The 19,727-nt window shown below is 32.0% G+C and carries 22 protein-coding genes and 1 pseudogene; 9 read left to right on the top strand and 14 right to left on the bottom strand.

The annotated features are described in order from the left end of the window. Positions 1 to 49: 49 nt before the first annotated feature. The 10 genes from hisIE to MUA60_RS05450 all read right to left on the bottom strand — a co-directional run bounded on the left by hisIE (position 50) and on the right by MUA60_RS05450 (position 8,370). Positions 50 to 682, bottom strand: a complete 633-nt coding sequence (gene hisIE, locus MUA60_RS05405) for a bifunctional phosphoribosyl-AMP cyclohydrolase/phosphoribosyl-ATP diphosphatase HisIE (RefSeq protein ID WP_262650136.1) — start codon at positions 680 to 682, stop codon at positions 50 to 52. After that, on the bottom strand, positions 679 to 1,437 hold the full coding sequence (gene hisF / locus MUA60_RS05410; RefSeq protein WP_262650138.1) for an imidazole glycerol phosphate synthase subunit HisF: 759 nt from the start codon (positions 1,435 to 1,437) through the stop codon (positions 679 to 681). Before hisF ends, hisIE begins: the two co-directional genes overlap by 4 nt. Next, entirely contained in the window at positions 1,434 to 2,138 is a 705-nt protein-coding gene (gene hisA / locus MUA60_RS05415; protein WP_262650140.1) for a 1-(5-phosphoribosyl)-5-((5-phosphoribosylamino)methylideneamino)imidazole-4-carboxamide isomerase, read from the bottom strand. The genes hisF and hisA overlap by 4 nt, the downstream gene beginning before the upstream one ends. Then, positions 2,131 to 2,712 carry an imidazole glycerol phosphate synthase subunit HisH gene (hisH, locus tag MUA60_RS05420; RefSeq protein ID WP_262650142.1) on the bottom strand — a complete coding sequence of 194 codons (582 nt, stop codon included), beginning with the start codon at positions 2,710 to 2,712 and terminating at the stop codon, positions 2,131 to 2,133. Before hisH ends, hisA begins: the two co-directional genes overlap by 8 nt. Then, the gene (gene hisB, locus MUA60_RS05425; protein WP_262650143.1) at positions 2,712 to 3,290 is read right to left on the bottom strand and encodes an imidazoleglycerol-phosphate dehydratase HisB; all 579 of its coding nucleotides are present in this window, start codon (positions 3,288 to 3,290) and stop codon (positions 2,712 to 2,714) included. The genes hisH and hisB overlap by 1 nt, the downstream gene beginning before the upstream one ends. After that, positions 3,262 to 4,272 (bottom strand): pyridoxal phosphate-dependent aminotransferase, encoded by a 1,011-nt coding sequence (locus tag MUA60_RS05430; RefSeq protein WP_262650145.1) that lies wholly within the window; start codon positions 4,270 to 4,272, stop codon positions 3,262 to 3,264. Before MUA60_RS05430 ends, hisB begins: the two co-directional genes overlap by 29 nt. Before the next feature lie 3 nt (positions 4,273 to 4,275). Then, positions 4,276 to 5,532 carry a histidinol dehydrogenase gene (gene hisD, locus MUA60_RS05435; RefSeq protein ID WP_262650147.1) on the bottom strand — a complete coding sequence of 419 codons (1,257 nt, stop codon included), beginning with the start codon at positions 5,530 to 5,532 and terminating at the stop codon, positions 4,276 to 4,278. Next, entirely contained in the window at positions 5,522 to 6,139 is a 618-nt protein-coding gene (gene hisG / locus MUA60_RS05440; RefSeq protein WP_262650149.1) for an ATP phosphoribosyltransferase, read from the bottom strand. Before hisG ends, hisD begins: the two co-directional genes overlap by 11 nt. Positions 6,140 to 6,148: 9 nt before the next feature. Next, on the bottom strand, positions 6,149 to 6,979 hold the full coding sequence (locus MUA60_RS05445; RefSeq protein WP_262650151.1) for an ATP phosphoribosyltransferase regulatory subunit: 831 nt from the start codon (positions 6,977 to 6,979) through the stop codon (positions 6,149 to 6,151). Between the two features lie 221 nt (positions 6,980 to 7,200). Continuing rightward, positions 7,201 to 8,370, bottom strand: a complete 1,170-nt coding sequence (locus MUA60_RS05450; RefSeq protein ID WP_262650153.1) for an MFS transporter — start codon at positions 8,368 to 8,370, stop codon at positions 7,201 to 7,203. A gap of 144 nt (positions 8,371 to 8,514) precedes the next feature. Here MUA60_RS05450 and MUA60_RS05455 point away from each other — a divergent pair, with 144 nt between their 5' ends. The 7 genes from MUA60_RS05455 to MUA60_RS05485 all read left to right on the top strand — a co-directional run bounded on the left by MUA60_RS05455 (position 8,515) and on the right by MUA60_RS05485 (position 14,287). Next, entirely contained in the window at positions 8,515 to 9,990 is a 1,476-nt protein-coding gene (locus tag MUA60_RS05455; protein ID WP_262650155.1) for a nicotinate phosphoribosyltransferase, read from the top strand. Further along, positions 9,987 to 10,808 (top strand): NAD(+) synthase, encoded by an 822-nt coding sequence (nadE, locus tag MUA60_RS05460; RefSeq protein WP_262650156.1) that lies wholly within the window; start codon positions 9,987 to 9,989, stop codon positions 10,806 to 10,808. The genes MUA60_RS05455 and nadE overlap by 4 nt, the downstream gene beginning before the upstream one ends. A gap of 64 nt (positions 10,809 to 10,872) precedes the next feature. Then, positions 10,873 to 11,442 (top strand): DUF2179 domain-containing protein, encoded by a 570-nt coding sequence (locus MUA60_RS05465; RefSeq protein ID WP_025905125.1) that lies wholly within the window; start codon positions 10,873 to 10,875, stop codon positions 11,440 to 11,442. Next, positions 11,432 to 11,608: an NETI motif-containing protein gene (locus tag MUA60_RS05470; protein WP_049320405.1), complete on the top strand. Its 177-nt coding sequence runs from the start codon at positions 11,432 to 11,434 to the stop codon at positions 11,606 to 11,608. The genes MUA60_RS05465 and MUA60_RS05470 overlap by 11 nt, the downstream gene beginning before the upstream one ends. A gap of 200 nt (positions 11,609 to 11,808) precedes the next feature. Next, entirely contained in the window at positions 11,809 to 13,104 is a 1,296-nt protein-coding gene (purB, locus tag MUA60_RS05475) for an adenylosuccinate lyase (protein ID WP_262650158.1), read from the top strand. Positions 13,105 to 13,182: 78 nt separating this feature from the next. Beyond that, complete coding sequence (locus MUA60_RS05480) at positions 13,183 to 13,485, top strand: YerC/YecD family TrpR-related protein (protein ID WP_262650160.1); 303 nt, start codon at positions 13,183 to 13,185, stop codon at positions 13,483 to 13,485. 103 nt (positions 13,486 to 13,588) lie between these two features. Continuing rightward, the gene (locus tag MUA60_RS05485; protein ID WP_262650161.1) at positions 13,589 to 14,287 is read left to right on the top strand and encodes a M15 family metallopeptidase; all 699 of its coding nucleotides are present in this window, start codon (positions 13,589 to 13,591) and stop codon (positions 14,285 to 14,287) included. Positions 14,288 to 14,426: 139 nt separating this feature from the next. On the opposite strand, the gene MUA60_RS05490 is transcribed toward MUA60_RS05485, so the two are convergent. The 4 genes and pseudogenes from MUA60_RS05490 to MUA60_RS05505 all read right to left on the bottom strand — a co-directional run. After that, positions 14,427 to 15,374 (bottom strand): IS3 family transposase, encoded by a 948-nt coding sequence (locus MUA60_RS05490; RefSeq protein ID WP_316964807.1) that lies wholly within the window; start codon positions 15,372 to 15,374, stop codon positions 14,427 to 14,429. Next, positions 15,299 to 15,835 carry a transposase gene (locus tag MUA60_RS05495; RefSeq protein ID WP_262650163.1) on the bottom strand — a complete coding sequence of 179 codons (537 nt, stop codon included), beginning with the start codon at positions 15,833 to 15,835 and terminating at the stop codon, positions 15,299 to 15,301. Before MUA60_RS05495 ends, MUA60_RS05490 begins: the two co-directional genes overlap by 76 nt. Positions 15,836 to 15,887: 52 nt before the next feature. Next, positions 15,888 to 16,235 carry a transposase gene (locus MUA60_RS05500; RefSeq protein ID WP_262650164.1) on the bottom strand — a complete coding sequence of 116 codons (348 nt, stop codon included), beginning with the start codon at positions 16,233 to 16,235 and terminating at the stop codon, positions 15,888 to 15,890. Between the two features lie 57 nt (positions 16,236 to 16,292). Continuing rightward, positions 16,293 to 16,556, bottom strand: a pseudogene (locus MUA60_RS05505) (transposase); the annotation flags it as partial. Positions 16,557 to 16,847: 291 nt separating this feature from the next. Between MUA60_RS05505 and pcrB the strand changes: the two are divergent. Together pcrB and pcrA are read left to right on the top strand one after the other, a co-directional pair. Next, positions 16,848 to 17,531 (top strand): heptaprenylglyceryl phosphate synthase, encoded by a 684-nt coding sequence (gene pcrB / locus MUA60_RS05510; RefSeq protein WP_262650166.1) that lies wholly within the window; start codon positions 16,848 to 16,850, stop codon positions 17,529 to 17,531. Between the two features lie 12 nt (positions 17,532 to 17,543). After that, a complete protein-coding gene (pcrA, locus tag MUA60_RS05515) occupies positions 17,544 to 19,724 on the top strand; it encodes a DNA helicase PcrA (protein WP_262650168.1) in 2,181 nt (726 codons plus the stop codon). Positions 19,725 to 19,727 lie beyond the last annotated feature (3 nt).

Genomic DNA, 19,727 nt, shown 5'->3' on the forward strand with positions numbered 1-19,727 from the left:
ACTAGTATAAGCGACTGCTATTTTTTGACAATATATGAATTATGACAATTTACCAATTATTGATATCTTGTCGTTCACCTTTAAAGTTACCTGACTTTTTATGACGTTCTTTCAATACTGATATGACATCTTCAAATTTAACGCCTCTATCATGTAGTAATACGAATAAATGATAAAGTACATCAGCGACTTCATTTGTGAGTTCTAATTTATCATTTTTCATCGCTGCGATAACAACTTCAAATGATTCTTCTCCATATTTTTTTGAAATTTTATCTATACCTTTATTAAGTAAATAATTTGTATATGATTTTGGATTATTTGAATCAACACTTTCTTGAATAGTCGTTTCTAATGATTCGAGCGTGTAAGGTTCTTCAGTATTAAAACAACTAACAGATCCAGTATGGCAAGTAGGGCCATCAGGATTGACTTGTAACAAAATTGTATCTTGGTCACAATCTAATTGTATATCGATAACATGCTGGATATGATTGGATGATTCGCCTTTTTTCCATAGACGATCTTTACTTCTTGAATAAAACCAACAGACTTTCTCTTGAATGGTTAAGCTATAAGCTTCTTCGTTCATATAACCTAACATTAATACTTGTCCAGTTTCGTAATGTTGTAAAATGGCTGGTACAAGACCTTTAGAAAAATCAGGTGATAATTCACTCATCGTACATTCACTCCTTCATTAGATAAATGTGTTTTGACTGCTTGTATCGTTGTTTCTTTATCGTGAAAAATACTTGCAGCAAGACCTGCAGATACATCCGTTTGTTTAAATAAATCAACAAAATGCTGACTATTACCGCCACCACCTGATGCAATAACAGGTAAAGAAACCAGTTGATTAATTTCGGTTAATAAACGATGATCAAATCCTTGTTTAACACCATCGTAATCCATACTGGTAATTAATAATTCACCAGCGCCGAGATTTTCAACTTCTTGAACCCAATCTAACACACGTTTATCTGTGCGCTGTTTACCACCATGAGTATAGCAGTACCAATCTTGATGTTCTTCTTCCCATTTAGCATCAACTGCGATACAGATACATTGTTTTCCGAACTTATCACTCGCTTCACGAATAAATGATGGGTTACGTAGTGCACTTGAGTTTAATGAAATTTTATCAGCACCATGATTAAGTAATACCGAAATATCTTCAAGTGTACTAATACCACCACCAATTGTAAGTGGAATGAATAATTTTGAAGCTGTTTCTGATATGATATCTAACATCATTTGATGTCCATTTTCTGTCTTAGAAATATCTAAGAACACAAGCTCATCTGCCGCTTCTTGATTATAATATTCAGCTAATTCAACTGGATGTCCAATATCTCTCAAACCTTTAAATTTTATGCCTTTAACGACACGTCCATCTTTAATATCTAAGCATGGGATGATTCTTTTTTTGATCATTCAATACCCTCCCAAAATGCATCGGTATTTGCTGCTTTTCCAACAATAGCAGCATGCACATTTAATGCATCCAGTTGATCAATATCATCTTTATTTCTTATACCACCAGATGCAATGACAGGAATAGATGTTGATTGGACTAATTTGCCAGTTAATTCAAAATTTGGCCCAGATAATTTGCCGTCTTTTGAAATATCTGTATAGATAATTCCGCCAAGAGGGAATGTGTTGATTTTTTCAATGAAATCAAATAGGTTTATTCCGGCATCATCGAGCCAACCGTTTAGTTTGATTTTCTCAACATATGCATCGACAGATAGATATATTTTATTTGGAAATGTTTGCGTTACTTCTTTTAACCAGTCTAAGTCTTGTATGCCTTTAGTGCCGACGATAATGTACTCAACGCCTCTATTTAAATATGATTCAATCGTTTCAACACTTCGAATACCGCCACCAACTTCAATTGGTAAATGAGTTAAACTGACGAGTTGTTCTATGTAATCTGCTTCTGTTGGTTGTTGATTTTTAGCGCCGATTAAATCGATGACATGAATTCTAGAAACTTGTTTAAATTTTGAATAGAAAGTAATTGCTTCTTCTGCAGTTCTAGGCATAGATTCTTTAGAATCATATTTACCTTCAGTCAATCTCACACTTGTGGAGTCTATTAAATCTATTGCTGGCCAAATTTCAATCATTTAAAAAACCTTCTTTCAATGCTTGGTCTAGTATTTTGAGTCCGTAATCGCCACTTTTTTCTGGGTGGAATTGTATACCAATAATATTTTTTTGTTGCACGATTGCAGTGATTGGTTGTCCATAGTCTGCAGTAGCAACTATAGGTAAATCAGTAGAGACATGATAAGAATGTATAAAGTAAACATCACCATCAAGAAGTGGATGTTCACTTTGTAAATTGTTCCATCCTAAATGTGGAACAGGGTAGGGACTCTCTATAGGTATAACGTTCCCTTGCAATAAATTTAATCCATTTGATAAACCCTCCGCACTGTATTCAAATAGAACTTGCATACCTAAACAAATGCCAATGATTTTATGTGTATCTTTAATATCTTTAATCACTTTGTCTAAACCACTTGATGTTAATTGTGTCATAGCATCTTTGAAGTGCCCGACACCTGGAAGAATAACATGTGTACTATTTTTTATAATTTCTTCATCTGAAGTTAATATGGCATCATATCCTAAATGTAAGAGGGCCCGTTCAATATTTTTAATATTGCCAAGTCCGTAATCAATGATTGCAATCATTATTCAATCACACCCTTAGAAGAAGGGATACCTGCATAATCATCTTGTGTTAATGCGATTTTTAAACTTTTAGCAAATGCTTTAAAGATTGCTTCGATTTCATGGTGTGTATTGCCACCTCTAATTAAATCAATATGTGTCGTTAATCTTGCATTAATCACAAGTGCTCTAAAGAATTCCTCTACAAGTTCTGTATCAAACGTGCCAACTTTTTCACGAGAAAATGTCGCATTAAATGATAAATATGGTCTGCCACTAATATCCGTTACAACACGTGCTAAAGTTTCATCCATTGGTATATAGAATAAACCATATCTCGTAAATGATTTTTTATCTTTAACGACTTCAAGCAGTAATTGACCTATTACAATGCCAATATCTTCAACAGTATGATGGTCATCTACATGTGTATCTCCATTAACTTCTATATTTAATGCAATACCACTATGAAAACTAAACAACGTTAACATATGGTCTAAGAAACCAACACCTGTATTAATGTGTGAATCTTCCCCATCTAATCGTAGTTGAATTTTGATATCTGTTTCTTTAGTTGATCTTTCTTTTTGATAAGTCATATTCTTGTCTCCATTCTTTAACGATTTTTTCAAGTTCATTTAATTCAGATTCTGTAGCAATAGAGTATCTAACAGTTTGTTGCATGTTTGGTTCATCATAAAATCTTGGTAAATAGCCATGGTCATAGATATACTGACCTAATGATTCTGCTAAATCTCCATAAGTTAATACGAAATTTGTTTTTGAAGGTATGACATGGATAACATCGCTCACATGTTGTTCGAAAATATTTCTTAACTGAATACTCAATTGTCTTTGTTGCGTTAATAATGAGTGTACAAGTTCTTTGTTGCTGAAAATTTCAGTCGCTATATTTAAGGTTAATGTGTTTAATGGATATGGATGTGCAATACGATTTAAAGTTTGAATGGTCTTCTCAGTTGAAATGACGATGCCGACTCTTAAACCAGCTATTGCAAATGCCTTACTTAAAGTACGCATTTGAATGATATGGTCTTGTAATTTGATATCATATGCATCTCCAAAATCTAAATAAGCTTCATCAATAATAAAATAACCACCAATTGCCTTCATTTCATTCGCAATTTCTTCTAAAAATGCTTTAGGATATTGAATGCCTGATGGATTATGAGGCACGCTCATAATGAAAAATGCTGGCTTTAATTTTTGGATTGATTGCTTAATTTTATCTAACGAGAATGTATAGTCATCTTCTGCATCTACATAATGAATAGGGCGATTAATCTGGTGTGCATATGCAGTATACATGAAGAAATCTGGATTAAGCGTTAGGACTGGTCCATCTGGTAATGCAATCATGCATTTTTGGATCCACTCATCTGAACCATTCGCTGCAGAAACTTCGTTAGGTGATAATTGATAGTAGTCTGCATAAGACTTGGTAAAGGCATCATATTCTTCATCAGGATAAAAATTAAAATTTGAATTGGCGATAATATTTTTTAAAGTTGCATCATCTAATGCAGGAATAGGACTTTCATTCTTGTTTATTCTAATCATGTTTCACGACTCCTCGTTGTTTGTTAATCTCACTTCTAAAGATTGTTTATGTTGATATAAACCTTCTTGTTCAGCTAAAGCTATAGCACTAGGTGCGATACTTTGATAAGTGTGTTCATCTAAATGAATGACTGAATGACTCGTTAAGAAATCATTGACTGTTAAGCCATTCGAGAATCTTGCTGTTTTATCAGTCGGTAATACATGACTTGGTCCGGCAGCATAGTCACCAATTGCTTCTGGTGAGTATTGACCTAAGAACATTGCGCCGACGTATTTAATTTTACCAATATATTTACTTGGATCAGTCGTTTGAATAGATAAATGTTCTGGCGCAATATAATTAATGACTTCTATCGTTTCATGAATATCACGCGTTAAAATTGGATAATGATAATTTTTGATACTTTGTTCGATAATCTGTTTTCTTGGTGCTTGATCTATAGCTTGTTGTAGTTTCTGTTGAACTTTTGTTAAGAATGAAGAATCTGTTGATACTAGAAATGTTCTAGCCTGTTCATCATGCTCTGCTTGCGCTAATATATCTTGAATGATGTAATCTACATTGGAATTTTCATCAGCAATTAGCGCAATTTCACTTGGTCCAGCTATTTGATCAATACCAACTACACCGTATAATAACTGTTTGCTTAGTGAGACAAATTGGTTACCAGGTCCAACAATTTTATCTACTTTCGGAATTGTTTCCGTACCGAAAGCTAATGCAGCGATACTTTGAGCACCACCAACTTGGAATACACGATTAACACCCGTAATATGGCACGCAGCTAGTATTGCCGGATCGATACCATCTTTTTGAGGTGGGGTAACAACAATAATTTCTTGAACATTTGCTACTTTAGCAAGGATAGCTGTCATCAGAACTGTTGATGGGTAACTTGCTTTTCCACCTGGTACATAGATGCCGACTTTTTCAATAGGATGATAAAGTTGGTAAGTCTGACCTGTTGTTACATTTTCATGTTTAATTTTTTGTTGGAAATTTTTAATTTGTTCAAAGCTTGTCTCAAGTGCTGATCTTAAAGTGTCTGATATAAGGTTGATGCTGTTTTTTATATCATATTGTGGGACTTCAAGTTGCTCTAAATCAACATTGTCAAATTTCTTGTTATAGCGAAATAAAGCTTCGTCTTGATGTTCTTTTACATCTTGGATAATTTTTTTAACATCTTCAGTATTACTTTCGTCTGTTAATCTATCTTGTTCAAATTTATTTATGAATTCCGTTTTAGATAGCATTCATCGACACCCCGATTTCTTCTATAAATGATTCAATCATATTTGATTTACTAAAAAATGCATGTTTATTTGTAATCAATTTAGCATTGATGTCACTAATATATTCTTTTTCAACGAGTCCATTAGATTTTAAAGTCGTACCTGTTTGTACGATATCTACGATTGCATCAACCATATTCACTACTGCTGCTAATTCTACAGATCCTGATAATGGAATAATTGAGACATCTTGACCTTTATTTTTAAAGTATGCTTTCGTTGTTTTAACATAAGTCGTCGCAATTTTTTTGTATTCTGTTACTTCAGGTTTACTTGCAACAGCAAAGTGACAATAACCAAATGGCAAATCAACTAAGTTGTTTACATTGAGTTTATCTTTTTTATCAAGAATATCACTGCCTGTAATACCAATATCAGCAATGCCTTCTTCAACATATGTTGATACATCATTTCCTTTAACAAGAATAAATCTAACGTTCTCAACTTCTATTTGAAGTTTACGTTCTCTATTATTTAATGCGTCTGCCCATTTCGGGTTACCATTTTCATCAATAAATTTTATGAAATCTTTTAATAAACGTCCTTTACTTAATGCAACTGTTAACATAATGACCTCCTATGATAGTTGAATACCAAATCCAAAACCTTCTAACGTACCGTTATAATGTCCGCCTGAAGCGATTGGATTTCGATTGTTATTTTCATAAAGCTGAATGAAGCTCCCAACATAATATGATTTTGGGGGCATTGTTGTTATATCTAAATGTATATGGTTAATACCTGATGCTTCTAATGTTGCTTTCCAATATTGTAAAGATTTATAAGTTGGATGGTCAGTATCAGCAAAAGTTGTTAAAAAGTCTAATTGTTGATGAGTAGGTGTTTTAAGTAATTGTACGAGTGAATGATTTTGTGATAGTAGTTTAGAAATTTTTGAAATATTTCTTTCACTAATAGCCGTAAATAATTCTTCGTTTTGTTCTTCTTTAGAAAGTAAAAGATCAAATAATTGATAATGTCCAATAACAGCAAAATCAACATTTAAATCAAGTTCATTTTGGATAAAGTCATGTATATATTCATAACATTGCAACATGTCAATCCTTTTAGGATTAAATATTTCAACACCTAAATTCGTATATATATGTTCATTAATTGCGATAGGGCCAGCATATGTTACAGAACGTGCATCAAGATTATATTCACGACTATAATGTTGGATTTGATCTGTCCAATCATTTCTTAAACTATAAAATGCATCGCCATTTTTCCAAATGCTTCTAGTATCTAAACTATTCAAATCATCTTGCGTTAACTGTTTCCAATGAAGTTTCTCTATGAAGCTCATATCAATCACTTCGAAATCTCGAGCACTAAAATATTTTAGAAATTTAAGTTCTTTTTCTTTCTTTTGAATAACGTCATCTCTGTATTTTACATAATCCATATTATAAACCTCGCTTTTACTCTCTACCAAGTTAAAGTATTTATTTAATTATAAATGATACTATAACATGCATAACGAAACATATCAATTGAAAGTTCTGAATATTTAAAATATCAAAAAAATATATATAAAATAAACCCATAGACATTTGAATTGATCAAAGTCTATGGGTTCTCATTATATTTTAACGATGCGATTTTAATTTTTATTAATACCTTAAATTACGTTTCAATTTTTGTAGGTGTTCTATGAACAAGTAATAGAATAAACACGATAAATACAAACGCAGCAATCATCGTAAAGAATAATGTGCCATTTGATAATTGTATAATCGTTCCACCAAGCATTGGGCCAATGATACTACCGACACTAAATGACATGGCTATCATTAAATTACCAGCTGGTAGATTATGCTTTGGTGTTAAATCTGTCATAAAGCTTACACCTAATCCATAAAAAGATCCTGTAAATAGTCCTGCGATTAAGAATAATCCCATCATAATAAATGTACTCGTTGGTAAAAAGTCACCTAACATAAACACGATGCTGCCGATCAATGTTAATCCAGTTAATACTTTCTTTCTACCATGAATGTCACTAAACATGCCTAATGGTACTTGGAAAAGAATAGCACCAAGACTAAAAGCAGGTAAGATTAACGTAATACTTGTGACATCAAGTCCATTTCTTAAACCATAAACAGGGAAGTTACTATGTAATCCTGCTTCAAATAATCCATATAATAGTGGAAACATAAACGCTATCCATGATGTTCTTATAACATCTCCAAAGTTTTTTAACGTATTTAATATACTGACTGGTCTAACATTAGATGATGGGAATTCATTGTGTATTAACAGGACTAATGAAATTGTTATTAATGAAAGTATTGCTGAAAGGATAAATGGTAAAGCTTCCGAAACGTCTACAAGTTTAGCTAAAAGGGGTCCTAACATAAAACCTGCTGAGAAACTGAAACCATAAACAGAAATCGTTCTTCCTAATTTTTCTTTAGGTGTAATATGTGTTAACCAAGTTTGCGTGCTAAAGTGTAACATATTATCACCAATTCCAATTAATAGTCTTAAAATAAACCAAATAGATAATGTCTTTAAAGTTGGAAATAACAATAAAGATAAGGCAACTATGGCTCCACCAACTAATATCATATATTTAAACCCAGACTTTCTAACAAGCCCTTCGATAAAGAATGATGATAAGAATACACCTATATATAATGAAGTTGCATGTAAACCATTCAATGAACTTGAAATACCATTTCGTTCAAAGATGACCGATATAAGTGGTAAGAGCATTCCTTGTGAAAAACCAGAGACAGCTACAATAATTGAAAGTATAATAAATAATTTTTTGAATGAAGAATTTTTCATTTGTATGCCTCCTTCTAAATTTTACATCTTTAGTATTTTATCACAGAGGTAAATGACTTTATATATTTAAGTTACTTTTTAATTTTTAATTTAAAAAGTATGATAAAATAATATAAAATTAGATAACCTGAGGAGTATTGAATAATGTATAAATATGAAGACGATAGTTTGATGTTACACACGGATTTATATCAAATCAATATGGGTGAAACTTATTGGAATGATGGTATTCATGAGCGTACTGCTATTTTTGATTTGTATTTTAGAAGCATGCCATTTAATAGCGGTTATGCTATTTTTAGTGGGTTAGAAAGAATTGTGCAATTTATTGAGCATTTCAAATTTACAGAGTCAGATATTGAGTATTTAAGAGAAGTTGGATATCAAGATGATTATTTAGATTATTTAAAATCATTGCGATTTACAGGGAACATTAGAGCTATGAGAGAAGGGGAACTTTGTTTCAATAATGAACCACTCATTAGAGTAGAAGCGCCACTTATTCAAGCACAACTTATTGAAACAGCACTTTTAAATATCGTGAATTTCCAAACATTAATTGCGACTAAAGCAAGTAGAATTAAACAAGTTGTTCGTGATGAAATAGTAATGGAATTTGGTACTAGAAGAGCGCAAGAAATGGATGCTGCAATTTGGGGTGCTAGAGCAGCGATGATTGGTGGATTTGATTCTACAAGTAATGTTAGAGCAGGTAAATTATTTGGTATTCCGATTTCAGGAACACATGCGCATTCAATGGTTCAAACATACGATGATGAATATACAGCGTTTAAAAAATATGCTGAAAGACATAAAAATTGTGTGTTTCTTGTAGATACTTTCCATACTTTAAAATCAGGTGTGCCAAATGCGATTAAAGTAGCGAAAGAATTAGGAGATAAAATTAATTTTATCGGTATTCGACTAGACTCAGGAGATATCGCTTATTTATCTAAAGAAGCAAGAAGAATGTTAGATGAAGCTGGCTTTACAGATGCAAAAATCTTCGCTTCAAATGATTTAGATGAACAAACAATTACAAGTTTAAAAGCACAAGGTGCTAAAGTAACGGCATGGGGTGTCGGTACGAAACTGATAACAGCATATGATCAACCAGCATTAGGTGCAGTATATAAACTTGTAGCAATCGAAGAAGAAAATGGTGAATTATCAGATCGCATCAAAATTTCTAACAATGCTGAAAAAGTTACAACACCAGGTAAGAAAAATGTTTATAGAATTATCAATACTAAAACGAATAAATCTGAAGGCGATTATATTACTTTAGAAGATGAAGAGCCGAATAAAGAAGAACGACTAAAAATGTTCCATCCAGTTCATACTTATAAAATGAAATACATCAAACATTTTAAAGCTGTCGATTTACATCATGACATTTTTAAAGACGGTAAACGTGTGTACACACTTCCAGAAATTAAAGAAATTAGGGAATTTGCATTTAATAATTTAGATATACTATGGGAAGAAAATAAACGTTACTTAAATCCTGAAGAATATCCAGTAGATTTAAGTAAAGCATGTTGGGATAATAAAAATAAAAAGATATTCGAAGTGGCAGAAAGAGTTGCAGAAGCGATAAAGGATGTGGAAGAGTCATGAGAGATTTACAATCAATCATTGTCAAAGAAATGAATGTTAAAAAATCAATTGATCCCAAAAAGGAATATGAAGAAATAAAGCAGTTCTTAAAATCTTACGTTAAAGCACATAGTTTTGTTAAATCTTTAGTGTTAGGTATTTCTGGCGGGCAAGATTCAACATTATTAGGTAAAATCGCGCAATTAACAGTAGATGAATTAAATGCTGAAGAGAATCATCAATATGAATTTATCGCAGTAAGGTTACCTTATGGTGAACAATTTGATGAACAAGATACACAAGATGCATTAGATTTTATCAATCCTAGTAAACGTGTAACAGTCAATATTAAACCGGCAGTGGACGCGAGTATTCAATCTTTGAAAGAAGCGGGCGTTGAATTAACAGATTTCCAAAAAGGAAATGAAAAAGCGAGAGAACGTATGAAAGTTCAATATTCAATTGCTTCTGCTAATAGCGGACTCGTGCTTGGTACGGATCATTCTGCTGAAAATATTACAGGTTTCTATACGAAATTTGGAGATGGCGCTTGTGATGTTGCGCCGTTATTTGGACTTAATAAACGCCAAGGCAAAGCAATTTTAAAATATTTAGGTGGTCCAGATCATTTAATCAATAAAGTACCAACTGCTGATTTAGAAGAAGATAAACCTGCTTTACCAGATGAAGAAGCGTTAGGTGTGACTTATGATGCAATTGATGACTTCTTAGAAGGTAAAAAAATCAGTGAGAAAGATCAAGAAATTATTCAAAATCACTATGTAAGAAATGCGCATAAACGAGAAATACCTTATAACCGTTATACATGGCCAAAATAATTCGTGACTTTCATAAGTTTGCTTGATAAAATGATTCCAGTATTTTGATTTATGGAGGGTTTAAATGTCAGCTATATTAGATAATCCATGGTTAATGGTGCTATCTATATTTGTCATTAATATAGTATATGTATCTTGTTTAACAATGAGAACAATTTTAACATTAAAAGGATATCGATATGTGGCCGCTGCTGTTAGTGTACTTGAAGTAGTTGTTTATGTTATCGGGTTAGGTTTAGTTATCAATAGTCTTGACCAAATTCAGAATATATTAGCTTATGCGCTTGGATTTGCTGCAGGCATCATTGTCGGCATGAAAATTGAAGAGAAAATTGCATTAGGATATATTGTTGTAAATGTTACAACAGCTGAATATGAAACGGATTTACCAAGAACGTTAAGAGATTTAGGTTACGGTGTAACACATTACGTTGCTAAAGGACGAGATGGAGATCGCTTAGTGATGCAAATTTTAACACCACGTAGATTCGAATTAAAATTAATGGATACAATTAAGCAATTGGATTCTAAAGCCTTTGTAATCGCTTATGAACCTAAGAATATACACGGTGGATTCTGGGTTAAAGGTGTACGAAGCAAAAAATTAAAGGCGTATGATACGGATGAAGTTTAGAGTAGAAGACAACGAAACGATTGAAATGTGTCTCAAAAGAATGAAAGCTCAAGGTTATACACCCGTAAAAAGATTTGAAAAACCTGTATTTATTGAGAAAGAAAATGGTGACATTGAAGTTCTTAAACAAGAAATACAATTCGTAGGTAAGAAAATCAAAGAATGATTATAAATCTGGGACATGAGAATGTGGCCCAGATTTTTTTCTACTTTTAGTTTATTCTCCTACTGTTACAATATATAATGAAAGATATTAGGAATAAAAATATAAATAACGAACAATTTTGTATTTTTTACAAAAAATGTACGTATTCAACGAAGTCTGTTATACTATAAATGACTAAAATATGTTAGGAGAATTTATCAATGATTGAACGTTATTCAAGAGAAGAAATGGCTAATATTTGGACAGAACAAAATCGTTTTGAAGCTTGGTTAGAAGTTGAAATACTAGCTTGTGAAGCATGGAGTAAATTAGGACACATTCCTGCAGAAGATGTAAAGCTTATAAGACAAAATGCTAAGGTCGACGTTGATAGAGCTAAAGAAATTGAACAAGAAACACGTCACGATGTTGTGGCATTCACAAGACAAGTTTCTGAAACTTTAGGAGAAGAACGTAAATGGGTACATTACGGTTTAACTTCAACAGATGTTGTTGACACAGCTTTAAGTTATGTCATTAAACAAGCAAATGAAATCATTGAAAAAGACTTAGAAAGATTTTTAGAAGTATTAAAAAATAAAGCAATTGAACATAAAACAACTTTAATGATGGGTAGAACACATGGTGTACATGCTGAACCAACAACATTTGGTATTAAAATGGCACTATGGTATACAGAAATGAAACGTAACTTAGAAAGATTTAAACGAGTTCGTGAAGAAATTGAAGTTGGAAAAATGAGTGGTGCTGTTGGTACATTTGCAAACATTCCACCAGAAATTGAAGAGTATGTATGTACAGAATTAGGATTAGGTTGTACGCCAGTTTCTACGCAAACACTTCAACGTGATCGTCACGCTTATTACATTGCGACATTAGGATTAATCGCAACATCTATAGAAAAATTTGCAGTAGAAGTTCGTGGTTTACAAAAAACTGAAACACGTGAAGTTGAAGAAGCATTTGCTAAAGGTCAAAAAGGTTCATCAGCAATGCCTCATAAACGTAATCCAATCGGTTCTGAAAATGTGACAGGTTTAGCACGTGTTATTAGAGGATATATTACGACCGCTTATGAAAATGTACCATTATGGCACGAAAGAGATATTTCTCATTCATCTGCTGAAAGAATTATGTTACCAGACGTAACAATCGCATTGGATTATGCATTAAATAGATTTACGAATATCATCGATCGTTTAACAGTATATCCAGAAAATATGAAACGTAATATCGATAAAACATTTGGTTTAATTTATTCACAACGTGTTATGTTAACGTTAATTAATAAAGGTATGGTAAGAGAAGAAGCATATGATATCGTTCAACCAAAAGCAATGGAATCATGGGAAACTCAAACACCATTTAGAACATTAGTAGAACAAGACGAAAAAATTACAAACTTGTTAAGTGCTGATGAATTAGATGAATGCTTCAATGAGAAACACCATTTAAATCAAGTCGATACAATATTTAGAAGAGCAGGTATAGAATAAGACACGTTTTACTGTACTTTAATAGATTAGTGCGTTAAAATGCAATTAATGAACTTATATTAAACAGGGGTTGATTTTTTGCAAATTGAAAAATTAAGAGGAAAAGCATTAGATGAACTATTTGATGCAATTCTTACACTAGAAACGCGAGAAGAATGTTATCAATTTTTTGATGATTTATGTACAGTAAATGAATTACAGTCATTGTCACAAAGATTACAAGTAGCTAAAATGATTAAACAAGGATACACTTATGCTCATATAGAAAAAGAATCAGGTGCGTCAACTGCAACAATTTCAAGAGTTAAACGTTCATTGCAATGGGGTAATGATGCATATACGATGATTCTTGAAAGAATGAATATTGACTTCGAAAAATAATCATAAATATGTATGAGAGGCTGAGACATTAATGGATGTCTCAGCCTTAATTAGTTAAAATAGTATATAAATAGTAAATTTTATGAAATAAGGAGCTTTACGCATGAAGAAATTATTTTTAATAATTGGCATATCTACTTTAGTATTAAGCGCATGTAGTGATGATCAGAATACAGATAAGCAATCTACTAAAGAAGAACATACTCAAAAAGATAAAAAAGAGACAGCACAAAAATCTAAAAAGCAAGAAGAGAAGAAACATAAAGTTACAAAGAAAGATGGCATCACTTATGTTGACGGTCATATTTTTGTAAACAAAAAAGTAGGCTTACCACATGATTATGCCCCAGGTGAAAATAGTACTGCAAGAAATCAATTAAATAAACTAATACAAGATGGAACGAATGAAGGTTTAGACTTAGTATTTAGAAGCGGATATCGTTCTTATGAAAATCAAAAACAACTATATAATGATTATGTAGCAAGAGATGGAGAAGAAGCAGCTAACCAATATAGTGCTAAACCAGGACAATCAGAACATCAGACAGGATTAGCGTTTGATGTAGGTTCTAACTCAGCAACTGATGATTTTAGAAAGTCGTTCGGTAATACAAACGAAGGAAAATGGATTAAAACACACGCACATCAATATGGTTTTATCATTAGATATCCATTAGGCAAAGAAAAAATAACAGGATATCAATATGAACCATGGCATTTAAGATATGTCGGTAAAGAATTAGCAGAAAAAATTTATAAACAAGACACAACATTAGAAGAATACTTTGATTACGGTAAGTAGAAGTTGTAAGAGATTATATAGTCATGAGATCGTCCGAGTCGTGGCTTAAGTGTTGAATAAAGCCAAGAGATCGCTGAAGTCGTGGCTTAAGTGTTGAATAAAGCCAAGAGTGTACTGAACCCAAAAATCTAAACCTTAATTAGTATATTATTTCAAAGGTTTGTCTCCTGTAATTTTTGGGAGATAAGCCTTTTAATTTTGATTTGATTCTTTCGTTATTATAAAAATCGATATATCGATGAATAGCTTGTTCAAGGTCCTGAAAATCTTTAAATTCTTGGCCATAATACATTTCTTGTTTAAGTAACCCAAAAAAGTTTTCCATAACTGAATTATCTAGACAATTACCTTTTCTAGACATACTCTGAAATATTTTATGGTCTTTTAATAATCTAGTGTATTGTGAATGTTGATAATGCCAGCCTTGATCTGAATGAATCGTTAAACGATGATCTAGGTTTGGACGACGCTTTATCATTTCTTTTAATGGATTGATGACTATATCTAATGTAGGACGACTTGAGATTTTAAAGCTGATAATCTCTGAACTATATAAGTCCATAAAAGGTGATAAATATAATTTCTGACCATTCATTAATTTGAACTCTGTAATATCTGTTACGACTTTTTGAAATGGGAGACTTGTTTTAAATCTACGATTTAATATATTTTGAGCTACTTTACCAACTTTACCTTTAAAGGAACGATACTTACGACCTCTATGTGTGAACTTTGTACAAGTTAGATTATGTTCTTTCATAATTCTTAGTACTTTTTTATGATTTACGATAAGACCTCTATTTCTTAGTGCTTGTGTAACACGACGATAACCATAGGTATGGTTTGATTCTTCACATATTTCTTTTATTACTTGAATCAATGTTTCATCTTTATCAGCTTTACTAAATTTATTTATCCAATAATAGTATACAGATTTAGCTATTTGAGCGACTTTAAATAAGATACTTAATCGTATATTATATGTTTCATTTAGTTCCTTAATGACCTTTACTATTTCTGATTTTTGCTTCCGTAAATGTCGGTCAAGGCTTGTAACTTTTTTTGATAAGCTATACCTGCCTTTAATGTCTCATTTTCATTTCTAAGTCTTTCAAGTTCTTCACGTTCATTTTCATTTAAAGGTAAATTTTTATTATCTGATTTAGATCGTTTTTTAGTCATAGTGTGAGATCGTCCCTTTTGTTTATTATCTATATCAAGACGACACTTTTCATCAAATTGATGTTGCCAATTGGCAATGATAATAGGATTAATAATTCTAAAGTGATTCGCAGTATCTTGATAAGACAACATATTTTCTTGTCTAAATTTTAAAACAGATAATTTAAATTCGCTAGTATAAACAGTATTTCTACTTTTTATTTCTAAACCTTCTTCTCCAAACTCTTTACATTGATTGACCCAAATCCGAAGGACAGACCAACTTGAAATACCATATTTTAAAGCAATTGTTCTATAACTTTGATGTCCTTCTAAATATTCTTTTACAAGTTTTAGTTTGAATTTAAATTCATATTTTTTCCTCATTAGAATGCACCCCAATATTTTGATTTGTTTAGTTCAAATATTTGGGTTCACATCATTTCGGCTTTTCGAGTCCTTCCACACCTTCTTTGTCATATATCTTTTTCCATCGCACAATAATAGATGGGGTATTTAGGCCAAATTTAATCGCTGTATCTTGGAAGGAATCGCCTGTTCTTTTCATATAGTTTAATACATTTATTTTGAATGTAACAGAATAAACTGTCTTTTTCTGTTTCTTTTTAATGCCATCTACACCGAATGATTGAAAGGCTTTTACCCATGTTCGTATAATAATTTTATCAGGTATATTATATTTTTTAGCTAATTTTCGATAACCATAATGGCCATCTAGACAATCTCTTACAACTTTCAACTTAAATTCATCACTATATTTTGTCATATTAAAACACCCCCTAAAGTTAGTTTTTTTACTCTAACTTTAGGGGTGCAGTACCTAAGCTACGTTAGTTTCAATTTCTTTAATAGTTTGCCTCATTGATTTTATGCCAAATAATCTTTGAATCAGTAAGATCTTAACTAAGATAACAGGATCAATAGAAGGACGTCCGTTATCTAAACAGTATTTATCTTCAACAAGTTCATAAACGAAGTTTAAATCTAATACTTTATCAACTTTTCTCAATAAATGATTTTTAGGTACTAACTCTGAAACAGAAATCATTTCATATTGGTCACGTTTATTCTCGGATTTATTTAACATAGAATCAACTCCTAAATAAAATTTCAACTATATTATAAAATGGATTATTAATTTTTGGTATTTTTTTAGCGCTGACTCCTGCGGGAACAGCATGATTCGAAGACTACAGGCTGAGAACATGCCCGCGGAAAGCATGCGCATAAAAAAATGCCGGCAAAGTCTAAGACTTTGTCGACACTCTGAGAAGCGAAATTTTTCGCTTCTTTTTTTATGATAATTGTCCTATTTCATTTCGGAATTTAATCTTAAAAATGCTATAATTAATCTTATGATAATTAAAGGAGTTTAAGTATGTACGATATAAATTTGTGGAGTCACGTATTTAAATTAGATCCAGCGAAATCAATATCAGATGAGGACTTAATGAAAATATGTGAATCTGGTACGGATGCTATTATAATTGGCGGTACTGATAATGTTACGGAAGATAATGTACTAAATTTAATGAGCAGAATTAGACGTTATCCGCTACCATGCGCACTTGAAATTTCTAATATTGAAAGTGTTGTGCCTGGTTTTGATTTTTATTTTGTACCGAGTGTTTTAAATAGTAATAATGTTGACTTCCATAATGGTCTGCTTCAAAAAGCTGTTAAGGAATATGGCTATATGATGGATTTTGATGAAATTTTCTTAGAAGGCTATGTTGTCATGAATGAAGACAGTAAAGTAGCGCAATTGACTAGTGCGAAAACGGATTTAGATGAAGAAGATTTAATCAGTTATGCAAGAATGGTAGATAAACTTTATCATTTACCAATTTTTTATTTAGAATACAGTGGTAAGTATGGAAAAGTGGAAGAGGTTAAAGCTGTTAAAGAACATTTAGAAAACGCCTTACTTATTTATGGTGGCGGTATAGATAATTTAGACAAAGCGAAAGAAATGGCAGAATATGCTGACATAATTGTAGTCGGTAATGCCATTTATGAAGATTTGAAAAAAGCTTTACAAACAGTAAAAGTAAAACAATAAAGGAAGGTTTTTATGAACGCATTGTTAGATAGAATGAATGACGAACAGAAACAAGCAGTCAAAACAACTCAAGGGCCATTACTGATTATGGCAGGTGCAGGTAGTGGTAAAACGAGAGTATTAACGCATAGAATTGCGTATTTATTAGATGAGAAAGATGTTTCTCCTTATAATGTTTTGGCGATTACATTTACTAATAAAGCAGCTAAAGAGATGAAAGAAAGAATTAGCCATTTAGTTGGTCCTGAAGCTGAAAGTATTTGGATATCTACATTCCACTCAATGTGTGTAAGAATCTTAAGAAGAGACATTGACCGAATTGGAATTGAAAGAAACTTTACAATTATAGATCCGACTGACCAAAAATCAGTTATTAAAGAAATATTGAAAAAACAAAATATAGATAGTAAAAAATATGACCCAAGAACATTTATTGGTGCGATTTCTAATTTAAAAAATGAATTAAAAACAGCAGAAGATGCTGAAAAAGAAGTTAGTGATTTTCATGCCAATATGGTCGCTAGTGTATACAAAGGCTATCAAGAAAAGTTGCTTAGAAATCATGCATTAGACTTTGATGATTTAATCATGATGACAATTCAATTATTTAATAGAGTGCCTGAAGTTTTGGAATACTACCAAAATAAATTCCAATATGTTCATGTCGACGAGTATCAAGATACTAACAAAGCACAATATACGCTTGTTAATTTATTAGCAAGTAAATTTGAAAATATATGTGTCGTAGGTGACTCTGACCAATCAATTTATGGTTGGAGAGGTGCAGACATTAAAAATATTTTATCATTTGAAGAAGACTATCCAAATGCACAAACAATTTTCTTGGAACGTAACTATAGATCAACAAAGACGATTTTAACTGCAGCAAACGAAGTGATTCGTAATAATGCTGAACGTAAACCTAAAGCATTATGGACTGATAATAACTCAGGCGAAAAGATAAAATATTATGAAGCAACAACTGAAAGAGATGAAGCAGAATATGTTATTCGTCAAATATTAAAGAAAAAACAAGAAGGTTATAAAAACCAAGACATAGCCGTGTTATATCGAACAAATGCGCAATCACGTGTACTTGAAGAAACGTTCATGAAATCTAATATTCCTTATACAATGGTTGGCGGAACAAAGTTCTATGACAGAAAAGAAATTAAAGATATTTTGAGTTATTTAAGATTAATTTCAAATAGCAATGATGATATCAGTTTTGAAAGAATCATTAACGTACCTAAAAGAGGTATTGGACCGACATCTGTTCAAAAAATTGCGCAATATGCAGCGATGAATCAATTGAGTTACTTTGATGCGTTAGGAGAAGTGGATTTTATTGGTTTATCTAAAAAAGTTACTGAAGAAGGCGCAGCATTTTATGAGATGATGAACAACTTTATGCAACAACAAGAGTTCTTATCTGTAACTGAAATAGTAGAACAAATATTAGAAAAATCTGGTTATAGACGTATGTTAGAGAACGAACAAACGATTGAATCACAAAGTAGACTTGAGAATATTGACGAGTTCTTATCAGTAACAAGAGACTATGAGAAAAACACACCAGTTGAAGAGCAATCATTGATGAACTTCTTAACAGATTTATCACTCGTTGCAGATGTTGATGATGCAGATTTAGAAGCGGGTGTAACATTGATGACAATGCACTCAGCGAAAGGTCTAGAGTTCAAAGTTGTATTTATCATTGGTATGGAGGAAAGTATTTTTCCACACTTTAGAAGTCTTCAATCAGGTGAAGAACATGAAATGGAAGAAGAACGCCGAATTGCGTATGTAGCTATTACGAGAGCTGAAGAAGAGTTACACTTATCTCATGCGACAACTCGTACATTGTTTGGTAGATCTCAAGCGAACTTAAAATCAAGATTTTTAAAAGAAATTCCAGAAGATTTACTGGATGGCGTGAAACCAAAAACATCATTCAAGCAAAAACAAACATCAACACCTAAACGTAGTTTTGCAGGTCGTATGAATACGAAGCAAAAACCAGAAACATCTTGGAATGTTGGGGATAAAGTAACTCACAAATCATGGGGTGAAGGAATGGTAAGTGCTGTGAATGATAAAAATGGTTCTGTTGAATTAGATATCATTTTCAAAAAAGAAGGACCAAAACGTCTATTAGCACAATTTGCACCTATTGAGAAGAAAGGGGAGTAAACT

The organism is Mammaliicoccus sciuri (assembly GCF_025561425.1).
Classification (GTDB): Bacteria; Bacillota; Bacilli; order Staphylococcales; family Staphylococcaceae; genus Mammaliicoccus; species Mammaliicoccus sciuri_A.